Raw genomic sequence first — 12392 nt, 5'->3', positions numbered from 1 at the left:
CAAGGCCGATGCCTAGGGTCAGCCTTCTGCTCTTGGCACTTGCGGGTTTTTTGTATGTGACCGGCTTTACCCGCGACCGCTTTGCGGACTGGGTCGACGCCACATCGCTGCCTGCGGTTCTGACAGAAACCTCGGTCGAGATGCGGGACCGGAACGGCGATCTTCTGCGCGCATTTCCGGTGGCGGACGGTATCTGGCGGATGCAGCATGGCCCGGTCGATCCGGGTTTTGTCAACATGCTGATCCGGTACGAAGACAAACGGTTTCGCGCTCACTCCGGCATCGATCCGCTGGCCATGGTTCGGGCTGCCGTGCAGTCGCTTTGGAACGGCCGACCTGTTTCTGGCGGATCGACCCTGACCATGCAGGTTGCCCGCCTGATCGAGGATGGCCCGACAGGTCGGTGGAGCGGTAAGCTCCGCCAGATCCGGGTGGCTTTGGCGTTGGAACAGCGCCTGAACAAGGATCAGATCCTGTCGCTGTATCTGACCCATGCCCCTTATGGTGGCAATCTTGAAGGGATCCGGGCGGGCAGTCGGGCGTGGTTCGGCAAGGATCCGTCCCGCTTGACGCCTGCGCAGGCGGCCTTGTTGATCGCCCTGCCACAATCCCCCGAGGCACGGCGACCCGACCGCAATCTTCAAGCAGGGCGCAAAGCCCGCGACCGGGTTTTGCAACGGCTACATCGCAATGGTCTTTTGTCCAGACCCGAGATGCAAAGCGCCATGGCAGACCCGGTGCCAACCAGAATGCGGCCCTTTCCCCGGCTGGCACCCCACCTGACGGACCGGGCCCGTGCGGGGTTGCCCGAAGCTCTGGCGCAGGACCTGACCCTGGACGGGGCGTTGCAGGCAAAATTGGAACCGCTGATTGCGCAGGCCGCCAATCGGGCCGGATCCCGCGTTTCCGGCGCGATGATCGTGGCTGACCATGAAACCGGCGCGATTCTGGCTTCGGTCGGGTCGGCGGGTTATCAGGACGCGCGTCAGGGGTTTGTGGACATGACGCAGGCGTTGCGTTCACCCGGATCAACCCTGAAACCCCTGATCTATGGACTGGCCTTCGACCAGGGTCTGGCGCATCCGGAAACCCTGATCAGCGACAGCCCGGTGATGTTCGGGCGATATGCACCCCGCAACTTCGACGGCGTGTTCAGGGGTGACGTGCGTATTCGCGATGCGCTGCAACTGTCGCTGAACATCCCCGTGGTGCGCCTGACGCAGGAACTGGGACCTGCCCGCGTAATGGACGCCCTGTATCGTGCCAACACCGAACCGCGCCTCAACGGAGGCGCACCGGGTCTGGCGATCTCGCTTGGTGGTGTCGGGCTTAGCCTGCAAGATCTTGTGCAGCTTTTTGCGGTGGTGGCGGCAGGTGGCCAAGGCCCCGTCTTGCACTATCGGGCATTGGATGGCGACGATTATACGCGACGTGTCCTGTCGGAACCGGCAGCCTGGCAGGTTGGCTATATTCTGACCGGACTGACCCCGCCATCAGGTGCGCAATCCGGTGTATTGGCATATAAGACCGGAACCTCTTACGGGCACCGGGACGCCTGGGCGATCGGCTATGACGGCCGTCACGTCATCGGTGTCTGGCTGGGGCGGGCAGACGGCACACCGGTGCCCGGTGCGTTTGGCGGCGCGCTTGCGGCCCCAGTTTTGTTTGAAGCCTTCGGTCTTCTGAAACCCAAATTCACTCCGATGCCGCCGCCGCCGCCATCAACCCTGCTTGTCGGTGCCGCGCAACTGCCCCAGCCTTTGCGGCGGTTCCGCCCTCGCGAAGCTGCTTTTGAGGCGGACCCTTCTGCGCCGCAACTTCTGTTTCCGCCCAAGGATGCCTTGTTAGAGACAAATGGAGCCTCCCTTACGCTGAAGCTGAGGGGCGGAACCGGGCCGTTTTCCGTCCTGTCTGACGGCGTGCCCGTCGTAACCGGCCAGCACCACAGAGAGTTTGAAATTCCCAACCCCGGGCCCGGACACGCCGCCCTTGTCGTGGTGGATGCACTGGGCAAATCCGACAGGGTTTCGTTCAAGATCAGATGACGGGAGAAAACGAATGCGCAATTGGCTTGTTTTTGTTCTTGCTTTGACGGCCACTCAGACAGCGGCTGAATGCGCGTCTGACGCCCAGATCGACCGGTTTGTTCAGGACTATCTTGCGAACACACCTACCGTTGCTCTGACCCCGGACGGAAGCATGGCGGATGCGCTTTGCACGCAGGCGAAACTTGTCACTGCGATGCAGCCGCATCTTGGACCGTTGATTGGCTACAAGGCGGGCCTGACCAGCAAACCCGCGCAGGACAGGTTTGGAGCAAGTGAACCGGTTCAGGGTATTCTGTATCGCGACATGATGCTGGATGACGGGGCAAGTGTTTCAGAAAACTGGGGGGCCCGTCCGGTATTCGAGGCGGACCTGATCCTGGTGGTCGGCGACGCAGCGATCAATCAGGCAACCACACCTTACGAAGTGATGGAACATGTCTCGTCTGTTCGCCCCTTCATCGAACTGCCTGACCTGACCCTGGCCGACGGAGAACCCATTACCCCCGCCACCCTGACCGCAATCGGGGTTGCCCCGAAACTCGGCGTTTTAGGGTCTGAAATCGCCGTCACCGATCCCGCCGCCATGTCGCAGGATTTGATGGGCATGACGGTCACGCTGAGTGCTGCCGACGGTGAGGTTCTGGCAGAGGCGCCTGGCACAGCCGTTTTGGGCCATCCGGCAAACGCGGCACTCTGGCTGATGTCAAAAGGGATCGAATTTGCGCCCGGCGATCTGATTTCGGTTGGGTCGTTCGGACCGCTGTTTCCACCTGCCAAAGGCAAAGGCGGCGCGTCCGTCAGGTATGACGGCCTGCCCGGCAATCCTACCGTCAGCGTGACATTCGAGTAGCTTATCGCCGCCCCTCACGCAGCCAGCCAGCCAGCAGGAACCCGCCAGCCAGCAGCAAGACCAGCCAGGGCGGCAGCAACCCGGCCTGCGTGACATCGCGCGTCTCATAGGCGTTTCTTTGGGTCAGACCGATCCAGCCGCGCCCCGAGGCCGGCCGCCCGGCGCGCACATTGCGGATCGACGGCAGCCCGTCCTCCAGACGGACAACACCACCGCGCAAATCTGCCAGAAGCGGTTCCAACAGGTCGCCGGTTGCTATCGTCTGCTCGAACTCTTTCGGCGCAGCGGGCCCAAGACCGATCACCGCTGAATTCTCACCTTCTTCAAGGCGGTAAAGCCCGATCTCAGGTCCGATATATTGGGCCTCGAACCGTCCCGGCGACACCTCCTCAAGCGTGATGTCCAGCGTTTCGCCATTTGGGCGTGTCACGGTCACGGTTCCAACCTCATCGCTGAGCGTCTGGCGGATGATGCGCATGACCTGACCGTTAGCTTCGGCCCACAGGGCTTCTTCCTCAAGTTCGGGTTCTTTCATCATCCAATGCGCAAGCCTGCGCAGCAGTTCCAGTTGTGGGCCACCGCCTTCGAAGCCCCGGCTCCACAGCCAGGCGTGGTCTGAGGCCAAAAGCGCCACGCGTCCTTCGCCTACACGGTCGAGCACCAGCAACGGCCGATCATCAACCCCGGACATCAACGCCTCACCTGACCGGTGTTTGACATCGATCTGACGCAGCCACGCGCCCCAGGTTTCGGGATCGCCGAGATCGGTTGTAACCGGGTGGCGCTGACCAAGATCCGTGACTTTCGGCACATAGCGTTCCTCGATCACACGCGCTGTCGGCTGCGCGGGCAGGATCGGAGCAAGCGGAGATCGGAAAATGCTGTCAGCCGTCGCAAAATCCGGCCCGGCCGCAATTAGAACCGCACCACCTTCGTTGATGTAGTTGGTGACATTGTCCAGATAGATCGCGGGTAGGATGCCGCGTCGCTTGTAGCGGTCAAAGATGATCAGGTCGAAATCGTTGATCTTCTCAAGAAACAGCTCACGCGTCGGGAAGGCGATCAGGGACAGTTCGTCCACCGGCACCCCGTCCTGTTTTTCCGGTGGACGCAGGATGGTGAAGTGGACGAGATCAACAGAACTGTCCGATTTCAGAAGGTTACGCCATGTCCGTCCGCCCGGATGCGGTTCTCCGGAAACAAGCAAAACCCGCAGCCGATCACGGACACCGTTCATCTGAATCAGCGCGGTATTGTTGCGATCGGTCAACTCGCCCTCGGCCTGCGGCACCGAGAACTGGATGACGTTCCGCCCACCATGTGGCAGCGTTATGGGAAGCTCGACATCCACCCCGATGGGAATGCTAAAGCTTTCCGGCGCGGCCCCGTCGACCGAGATTTCAAGCGGCGCGGTGACTGCTCCGGCAGGTGCGGCGCCGCTGTCCTCGACCCGCAAGGTCAGCGTCACGGGCTCTCCGATAATGGCAAAGGCAGGCGCGTTGCGGACAATCAGTCGACGGTCCCAATCGCTGGCACGGCCGGTTTGCAGCAGATGCAATGGCGCGGGCAGGTCCGGGGCCTGATCGACGTCATGCACGATACCGTCCGAGACCACCAGTATCCCGGCGATGCGCGCACGGGGTTCTTCCGCCAGCGCCTCGTTGAGGGCAGCCATCACCCGCGTGCCTTCATCCCCGTCACCGTCGCCGACGGCGATGCGGCGCAGTTCGGTATTGTCGCGGGATTCGATTTCTGCCGCCAGTTCCGCTGCAGCCCGTGCTGTCTGATCGGCGCGATCCGACAAGGTCTGACTGGCGCTTTCATCCTCGATCATCAGGACGATATCCGTCAGAGGCGCGCGATCCTCGACCTGATAGACCGGACCGGACAGCGCCGCGACAACGACCAAAGCCGCCAACCCGCGCAAGGCCCAGCCGGACAGACCGCGCCACAGCGCAAGAATGACGCCGCCCAGCGCAACCCCGGCGACAATGGCCAATACCGCCCATGGGATCAGCGGATCAAAGATGACGGTTCCGGTCATTGTCCCAACCTGTCTAGCAAAGCGGGCACATGGACCTGATCGGATTTATAGTTCCCGGTCAGAACGTGCATGACCAGGTTCACACCGAAACGATTTGCCAGTTCGCGCTGACGTTCGCCGGCATAACCGCGGCCAACCGGCAGCAGGGCCTGCCCGTTTCGGTCGATGGCCCAGGCACCGGCCCAGTCATTGCCGCCGATCACCACCGGGGTGACATTGTCGTTGAGATTTCGGAACGGCATCCCTTCGATCTGTTCCGCATCCGGCGGCGCGGCTTCGACCCATACCTCGGCCCCGCCATATCGACCGGGAAAATCCTGCAGCAGGTAAAAGGCACGGGTCAGAACATGATCGCGCGGTACAGGCTCTAACGACGGGATATTCAAAGGTCCGGCCAATTGTTGAAGCTTGCGCCCGTTAGGACTGGCGGCGCCAAAACGGGCCACATCCGAGTCGCGGGTATCAAACAGAATCATTCCGCCCGAGCGCAGATACGCGTTGAGTTTCGCGTACGCCTCGGAGGAAGGCTGAGGCTGGTCCGGTGTGATAGGCCAGTACAGAAGTGGAAAGAACGCAAGTTCGTCGCGTTCCAGATCGACGCCGATTGGCTCGGCTGGTTCCACGGAGGTTCGGAACAACAGTGTTTGCGAAAGCCCGCGCATACCGGCCCCTGCAACGGCATCCACATTCTCGTCACCCGTCAGTACATGAGCCAGAACCAACTCCTGCGTGGCGCTTAGCGCAAATTCGGTGTCTTCGGGGGATTGGGCCTGTACCTCGGGGGTCAGCATCAATGCGCCAAGGGCCACCACCGCCGTACGCGCCATGCCCAACCGCCCGGACAAGGCCAGCGAGGCGATCACGTCCACCGTCAGCAACAGCAGCGCGAGGCTCAGCAACAGGCCCCCGATCGGGGTTTCCGTGTTAACCTCCTGCCCCCTGATCGTCACATCCCCAGACCAAACCACCGGCTGGAATGTCGCGTCATCGGTCAGCGCGTTCAGCGCCAGTTTCTGTTTACCGCTTTCATACAGTCCCGGCCGCAATTCCGGACCGACCGCCCGGGACAACAGATCAACACCGTCCACCCCGGCCAGATTGCCCGCATCCGAAAGCGACCCGAACCCGTCCAGAACTTGAATCGGCTCCCAGACGGTGCCCTGCAACTGAGCCTCCTGCCGGGATTTTGCGGCCGAGGCCACGGCCAGACGGTCAAGCATTTCAACAAACAAACCGGACAGTGGAACAGTCGACCATTCCGCGTCAGCCGTGACGTGAAACAGGACGACCTGGCCCAGGCCCAATGTCTTTCGCGTGACCAGCGGCGTTCCGTCAGACAGCGATGCAATCACCCGATCGGCCAGATTAGGGTCTGGTTGGGCCATGACTTGCGTGGTCACCGTCACGTCACCGGGGATCTGAAGGCCATAGAATGGCGAGCCTTCGACAAATGGCGCCAGCCCCTTTGCCTCACCCCAACTCATCGCGCCGCCGACCGAACGCCCGCCGCTTCGCAGACGAACCGGCAGCAAGTCGTCCTCATCCTTGCGGCCCAGATCACTTGCCGCCATGCGCGGGCCGGCAAAGCGCAGCAACAGCCCACCCTCTTCGACCCATTGAACCAGTTCAGCCTGTTCCGTGTCGGAGAGTTTGGCCACATCCGCCAGCACGATCACATCGGGGTTGGCAGGCAACACATCCAGCAGACCGCCATCGACAAAATCAGCGGTCGGTCTGAGAACCTGCGTGAGATAATGCAGCGGTGACAATAACTCCAACCCCTCGCGGTTCAGCGTACCGGCGATCAGGGCAACCTCGCGCCGCCTCAGGCTGTCATCGGTCAGCGTCGTGGTCCCGGCTGAGCGCTGGCCTTGAATTTCGAACCGCGTGATCCGGGCGCGCAGTTCAGATGGCAGTGACAGATCAACCTGCGCCTGAGTCTCACCATCCTCGAACGTCACATCGACCGATTGCAGAACCCGCATTGCACCTGCGGGGTCGCGGCCCTGAGCCAGGATCGTCAACAGTGTGGCCGGTCCGGGTTCCGAGCGCAGCGCTGTCACCTGAATAACGCCGTCCTGATACGCTGCGGGCAATAGTGCAAAAATCGGCGCAGACGGGCGGTAGACCGTGACGCTCCCGCGCCCCTGTAGGGCGGACAACATCCGGTCGTGGCCGGGGTAGTTCAGCCGGTCGCTGAACCAGCGTGTCTCGAACCCGCCGTCAACATCGGCTAGCGCCGCCAATACCTGATCCAACTGTTTCGGGTTGGGCTGCCAAGGCATCGGCATCAGGCCCGGCAGGCGCCCGCGCCATGCCTCAGCGGCCTGAAATACAGGTGTTTCCGGGTCGGTCAGGCGTAAAATCGATACGGGGCGACCGGCACGGCCGGCCTCGGTCAATTGCGCGTCGATCTGATCCAGCGTAGCTGACCAACGCGTTCCACCGGCCCAACTGGCGTCCAGAACCATCAGAAGCGGCCCCGATCCTGCCTGATCGCGCGACGGGTTCAGAACCGGCCCGGCCAGCCCGATGATGATCGCCGCCGCCGCCAGCATCCGTAACAGCAGCAGCCACCACGGAGTCCGGTCCGAGACGCTTTCGTCATCTTTCAACCCAAGCAGCAATGTAACCGCCGGGAACAGTCGGCGAATGGGTGCCGGTGGCACGGCGCGCAGAATCAGCCACAGGATCGGCAGGGTCAGAAGGCCCAGCAGCACCCATGGGGCTGTAAATCCGATGCCTGCCAGAACCGTCATTGCGTACCCCCGTCTAACGCACGATAGAGCCACAACAGAGCCGCCTGCGCGCTTTCACCGGTGTGGTGCTGACCCAGTTGCCAGCCAGTTGCACGACAAAGCTGTGTCAGCGCATCCTTGCGCGCGGCCAACCTGCCAAGATAGCGGTCACGCAGATCTCCGGCCTTGAGGGTTTCATGCCGGACCGAGCCGCCGACGCTTTCGAAAATAGTGCGGCCCTGGAAGGGAAAGGTCTCCTCGCCGGGGTCCAGAACCTGCAGCAACACACCGCGAACGCCGCGATCCGCAGCCTTGGTGAGCGCCAGTTCAACCTCATCCAGCGGGCCCAGGAAATCAGAGATGAACACCGCACGGGCATGCGGAACCATGGCCCGGTGTTCCGGTGGTGCATAGTCGACCTCGGTGTCCTCGGACCAGGCTTGCGCCAGCCGGATGATCTGGGCGTTGCCCCGCCGCGGCGGCAGCGTGGTGCCGGTCAGTCCGACGCGCTCACCACCCCGCACCAGCAAGATCGCTGTCGCCAGACCCAGCAGCCGCGCCCGGTCCGCCTTGGTCGGCAGCGCCCTGTCCGAGGCAAACCGCATCGATGCGCCCTGATCCACCCATAGCATGATCGACTGGGCGATCTGCCATTCCCGCTCACGCACGAACTGCTGATCCCCCCGCGCCGAGCGTCGGTGGTCGATCAGACGGCGGCTGTCACCGGCCTGCGCCGGGCGGTATTGCCAGAAATCGTCACCCAGGCCCGAACGCCGTCGCCCGTGGTCACCCAGCAGGACGGTTCCGGCCAGGTGTTCGGCCCGCGCCAAAAGGGGCGGCAGCCGGGACGCCTCGGCCTCGGATCTTTCACGAAGGGTCAGCGCGGCATTCACGCCGCGGCCTCGGTACGCACCAATCCGGCGGCGGTGGTGTCGATCAGGCTGGCCAGACTGTCGCCACGCGCACGCGCTGCAAAGTTCAGCGCCATGCGATGGCTGAGTACCGGACGCGCCATGTCCAGCACATCCTCGGCATTGGGCGCCAGACGCCCCTGCAACATCGCGCGGGCGCGTACGGTCATCATCAGCGCCTGTGCCGCACGGGGGCCAGGGCCCCAGGCGACTGTTTCAGAAACACGGTCCGAAACGCCCGGTTCTTCGGGGCGGAAGGCGCGGACCAGATCAAGGATCAGTTCGACCACCGATTCACCCACCGGCATCCGGCGCAACAGGACCTGTGCCGCCAGCAATTCCTCTTTGGTGAAAATCTGGCTGGCCTCGTCTTCTTCCACGCCTGTCGTCGCCAACAGAATGTCCCGTTCGGTTTGGCGATCCGGGTATTCAACATCGATCTGAACCAGGAACCGGTCCAGCTGCGCTTCGGGCAATGGATAGGTGCCTTCCTGTTCGATCGGGTTCTGCGTTGCCAGCACATGGAACGGGACACCCAGCGAGCGATCTTCGCCCGCGACCGTCACCGTGCGCTCCTGCATCGCCTGCAGCAGCGCCGACTGGGTGCGCGGGCTGGCGCGGTTAATCTCGTCCGCCATCAGCAATTCGCAGAATATCGGGCCGGGGATGAACCGGAAATGACGGCTGCCATCATCGGCGGTATCCAGAACTTCGGACCCCAGAATATCGGCAGGCATCAGGTCAGGCGTGAACTGGATGCGATTGCCATGCAGGCCCATCACGGTCGACAGCGTTTCCACCAGCCGCGTTTTACCCAGCCCGGGCAGACCGATCAACAATGCGTGACCACCACATAAAAGCGCCGTCAGTGTCAGGTCCACGACCCTCTCCTGCCCGATAAAGCGGCGGGTGATCGAGGTTTTGGCCTCTTGCAGCTTGTTTTCGAGCGCTTCGATCTCGGCGACGAGGTCGGCAGGTTCGGACATGGTTTTCCCTTCCGTGGACGAATATGATTGAAGTGTATCGCGCTGACAGGAAATGGCAAAAGCAATGAGCGGACAAAAACCTGTGACACCTTCTCCCGATGGTCTTGCAGCCTCGGTTAAATCGGTCAAAAGGCGGGGTTTACCGCCCGTTCACCTTTGGAATCCTCCGTTTTGCGGCGATCTGGACATCCGTATCGCCAAAGATGGTTCGTGGAGTTATTTAGGCTCACCCATCAACCGTTTCGAGCTTGTGAAGCTTTTTTCCTCAATTCTTAAGAAAGAAGACGGGAAGTATTTTCTGGTGACCCCGGTCGAAAAGGTGGGAATCACCGTCGAGGATGCACCCTTTGTCGCCGTAGACTTTGACAACACCGATGAAAGCGGTGCGCAAGTCCTGACGTTCACAACCCAGGTGGGCGATAGAGCTGCCGCAGGGCCCGATCATCCGATCCGCATTGTCATCGATCCGGAAACGAATGAACCGTCCCTTTACATATTGATGCGCGCAAACCTTGAAGCGCGTGTTGACCGCAAGAGCTTTTACCGCCTTGTAGACATTGGCACTGACCATGACGGCTGGTTCGGCGTCTGGTCAGGGGGCGTGTTCTTTCCCCTGATCCAGTCTGATGCGCTGGAGCGTAACTAGGCCAGGCGCACCGATCTTCGGTCTTGTGCCAGCACAACCGCCAGCGCGACGATGCCCGCGCCCAGCGCGCGGGTCCAGTTCCACTCTTCCCCAAGCATCACCATGATTAGCATCACGTAGAACGGCGCGATGTTGATGTGAAACGAGGCCAGCGCGACGCCCAGCCTTGCGATGGAACCGACAAACAGAATCTGACTGATCCCCATCGAAATCAGCGCATAGATCGCCAGCATCCCGACCTGATCAACGTCAATCGGAGCAGACGGCAGAATATCCATCCCCAACTGATGCGACACGATCATCAGAATGGTCGCCATGACCAGACCACCGACAAAAACGATCGTGGTGCGCCCGGTCTGGCTCAGTTCGGGGAAATCCCTCGCCGTTGCCTGACTTGCCCAACAGAACAGAACCGTTGAAAGCACGGCGCAGACCGCGCCCAAGCCCAGCTGCGCCGGGGCCATTGAACTGGTGGCGATCAGGCCTCCGATAATCGATACAGCAACGCCAAGGGCAAAGTTCCACTTCAGACGCCGCGTACCTGCGGCAAGTTCGAGCAAGGTCGCCGTCAGCGGGGCGCAGGACGCGATGATCGCGACGGTGACGGGATCCGTCAGTTTCTGTGCGAGGATGATCAGGAACATGCCGGTGCCTATGCCAAGCCCGCCCACCAACAGCGCGTGCCGCCACCGTGCGCGAAGAACACGTGTCGGACCGTCGATCAGGATCCAGACCGGCACCAGAACAAGCACCGCCAAAGCCAGACGCGCCGCCAACAGGGCGACCGGGGGCCAGCTTTGAAGCAAAACCTCAGCCGCCGGAAACCCGGCAGCCCAGCACAGCATGGACGCAACCGCCAGACCATTGCCCGACAAGGCAGAGCTCTGGCCTTGGGGCACAGAAGCGGATTGACCGCGAACGGTTTCAGAGCTCATCGCCATGAATTTCAGACCTTCTGTTGGCAGGGCGTCGCAAAATTGATTCGCCGCACAGGCCCGACGGTCGGCGATGTGCCACCGCTATTCTGGTCGATTTTCGACAATCTGTCGTTTTCAGTCTCTTTCCCGGACATCACCCCGGGTCTAAGGTCCCGGCAAAAGGAACACCGAGCACATGCCAAGATTTGCCGCAAATATCTCGCTTCTGTTTGCCGAACTTCCCTATCTGGACAGGTTCGAGGCGGCCGCGCGTGCCGGGTTTTCGGCCGTGGAGATACTGTTTCCATACGATCTGGCGGCCCGTGAAACCAGCCGCGCCCTGCTGGAGAACGGGCTTGAGCTGTTGCTGATCAATGCCCCACCGCCCAACTACACAGGCGGACAGCCCGGCTATGCCGCCGTTCCGGGCGGCGAGGCCCGGTTTCAGACCGATATCCGCCGGGTCCTGAGATATGCGCAGGTGCTGCGCGCGGGTCAGATCCACATCATGTCCGGCTATGCAGAAGGCTCAGCAGCGTTTGAGACCTTTGTGCGAAATCTTCAATGGGCCGCTGACTTCGCGCCCACGCAGAAATTCACGATCGAACCGCTGAACACGACGTCGCAACCCGGATATTTTCTGAATGACTATGATCTGGCCGCCAATGTGCTGGACCGCGTGGATCGCCCAAATCTCGGCCTGCAATATGACAGCTTTCACGCAGAAATGATCCACGGTGATGCGCTTGCAATCTGGGACCGTTTTCACCCCCTTGTCACTCATGCACAGATCGGGGCGGCCCCCGACCGCGCTGAACCGGGGCGCGGTGACACGGATTTTCCTGCGCTTTTCGATGCAATGGATTGCTGCGGCTATATTGGGTGGGTCAGCGCCGAATACACACCGTCAACAGACCGAACCGCAGCCTCGCTGGGCTGGATGCAGGGATGGGATACTGGAATTCAGGCCTGAAATGCCACACATGGGGGGCAATCAACTGACAGGATAACCGGATGATACCTGCTCGTTACGCTCATGCCCTGTACGGACTAATCATGTCTGGTCTGATGTCCTGCATGGTGACCGGCATTGCCACGGTCAAGGCGGTGGGGTTTGGGCCGGACACACTGAGCGACTGGATCGCATCCTGGATGTTTTGCTGGCCAATCGCCTTTACCGTGATCCTGCTGCTTGGTCCCGCAGTGAAACGGCTGGTAGAACGACTGGTCAGGCCCGAAGCCTGACCCGCCG

Annotated in this window: 10 protein-coding genes; 5 read left to right on the top strand and 5 right to left on the bottom strand. The window is 61.6% G+C overall.

The annotated features are described in order from the left end of the window. The first annotated feature begins 8 nt into the window (after positions 1–8). A complete protein-coding gene (pbpC, locus tag ACR0J2_RS21170) occupies positions 9–2045 on the top strand; it encodes a penicillin-binding protein 1C (RefSeq protein WP_480813751.1) in 2037 nt (678 codons plus the stop codon). 13 nt (positions 2046–2058) lie between these two features. After that, the gene (locus ACR0J2_RS21165; RefSeq protein WP_480813750.1) at positions 2059–2898 is read left to right on the top strand and encodes a 2-keto-4-pentenoate hydratase; all 840 of its coding nucleotides are present in this window, start codon (positions 2059–2061) and stop codon (positions 2896–2898) included. 1 nt (position 2899) lies between these two features. Here ACR0J2_RS21165 and ACR0J2_RS21160 read toward each other — a convergent pair whose 3' ends face one another. Genes ACR0J2_RS21160 through ACR0J2_RS21145 form a run of 4 tightly spaced genes read right to left on the bottom strand, consistent with a single transcriptional unit; the run spans position 2900 to position 9577 of the window. Then, entirely contained in the window at positions 2900–4942 is a 2043-nt protein-coding gene (locus ACR0J2_RS21160) for a DUF7408 domain-containing protein (protein WP_480813749.1), read from the bottom strand. Further along, on the bottom strand, positions 4939–7701 hold the full coding sequence (locus tag ACR0J2_RS21155) for a DUF4159 domain-containing protein (RefSeq protein WP_480813748.1): 2763 nt from the start codon (positions 7699–7701) through the stop codon (positions 4939–4941). Before ACR0J2_RS21155 ends, ACR0J2_RS21160 begins: the two co-directional genes overlap by 4 nt. Then, the gene (locus tag ACR0J2_RS21150) at positions 7698–8573 is read right to left on the bottom strand and encodes a DUF58 domain-containing protein (protein ID WP_321249849.1); all 876 of its coding nucleotides are present in this window, start codon (positions 8571–8573) and stop codon (positions 7698–7700) included. The genes ACR0J2_RS21155 and ACR0J2_RS21150 overlap by 4 nt, the downstream gene beginning before the upstream one ends. Further along, positions 8570–9577 (bottom strand): AAA family ATPase, encoded by a 1008-nt coding sequence (locus tag ACR0J2_RS21145; RefSeq protein WP_170612890.1) that lies wholly within the window; start codon positions 9575–9577, stop codon positions 8570–8572. Before ACR0J2_RS21145 ends, ACR0J2_RS21150 begins: the two co-directional genes overlap by 4 nt. Before the next feature lie 52 nt (positions 9578–9629). On the opposite strand from ACR0J2_RS21145, the gene ACR0J2_RS21140 reads away from it, so the two are divergent. Continuing rightward, positions 9630–10223, top strand: a complete 594-nt coding sequence (locus ACR0J2_RS21140) for a DUF1285 domain-containing protein (protein WP_480813747.1) — start codon at positions 9630–9632, stop codon at positions 10221–10223. Here the strand turns inward: ACR0J2_RS21140 and ACR0J2_RS21135 are convergent. Next, positions 10220–11164: a DMT family transporter gene (locus ACR0J2_RS21135; protein WP_480813746.1), complete on the bottom strand. Its 945-nt coding sequence runs from the start codon at positions 11162–11164 to the stop codon at positions 10220–10222. The two genes, ACR0J2_RS21140 and ACR0J2_RS21135, sit on opposite strands and share 4 nt — an antisense overlap. A gap of 172 nt (positions 11165–11336) precedes the next feature. Here ACR0J2_RS21135 and ACR0J2_RS21130 point away from each other — a divergent pair, with 172 nt between their 5' ends. Further along, positions 11337–12113: a hydroxypyruvate isomerase family protein gene (locus ACR0J2_RS21130; RefSeq protein WP_480813745.1), complete on the top strand. Its 777-nt coding sequence runs from the start codon at positions 11337–11339 to the stop codon at positions 12111–12113. 41 nt (positions 12114–12154) lie between these two features. Then, positions 12155–12385, top strand: coding sequence for a DUF2798 domain-containing protein (locus ACR0J2_RS21125; RefSeq protein WP_170807077.1), 231 nt, complete (start codon positions 12155–12157; stop codon positions 12383–12385). Positions 12386–12392 lie beyond the last annotated feature (7 nt).

This window comes from Ruegeria sp. CG4 (assembly GCF_056537185.1).
The sequence above is the reverse complement of the archived record's forward strand: the minus strand, read 5'-3'. Positions and strand labels throughout refer to the sequence as shown.

What these genes read in the sequence shown, in the direction of transcription:
- ACR0J2_RS21125 (WP_170807077.1), top strand. Translation starts at nt 12,155, where the DNA reads ATGATACCTGCTCGTTACGCTCATGCCCTGTACGGACTAATCATGTCT.
- ACR0J2_RS21155 (WP_480813748.1), bottom strand. Translation starts at nt 7,701, where the DNA reads ATGACGGTTCTGGCAGGCATCGGATTTACAGCCCCATGGGTGCTGCTG.
- ACR0J2_RS21140 (WP_480813747.1), top strand. Translation starts at nt 9,630, where the DNA reads ATGGCAAAAGCAATGAGCGGACAAAAACCTGTGACACCTTCTCCCGAT.
- ACR0J2_RS21145 (WP_170612890.1), bottom strand. Translation starts at nt 9,577, where the DNA reads ATGTCCGAACCTGCCGACCTCGTCGCCGAGATCGAAGCGCTCGAAAAC.
- ACR0J2_RS21165 (WP_480813750.1), top strand. Translation starts at nt 2,059, where the DNA reads ATGCGCAATTGGCTTGTTTTTGTTCTTGCTTTGACGGCCACTCAGACA.
- ACR0J2_RS21130 (WP_480813745.1), top strand. Translation starts at nt 11,337, where the DNA reads ATGCCAAGATTTGCCGCAAATATCTCGCTTCTGTTTGCCGAACTTCCC.
- ACR0J2_RS21135 (WP_480813746.1), bottom strand. Translation starts at nt 11,164, where the DNA reads ATGGCGATGAGCTCTGAAACCGTTCGCGGTCAATCCGCTTCTGTGCCC.
- ACR0J2_RS21160 (WP_480813749.1), bottom strand. Translation starts at nt 4,942, where the DNA reads ATGACCGGAACCGTCATCTTTGATCCGCTGATCCCATGGGCGGTATTG.
- pbpC (WP_480813751.1), top strand. Translation starts at nt 9, where the DNA reads ATGCCTAGGGTCAGCCTTCTGCTCTTGGCACTTGCGGGTTTTTTGTAT.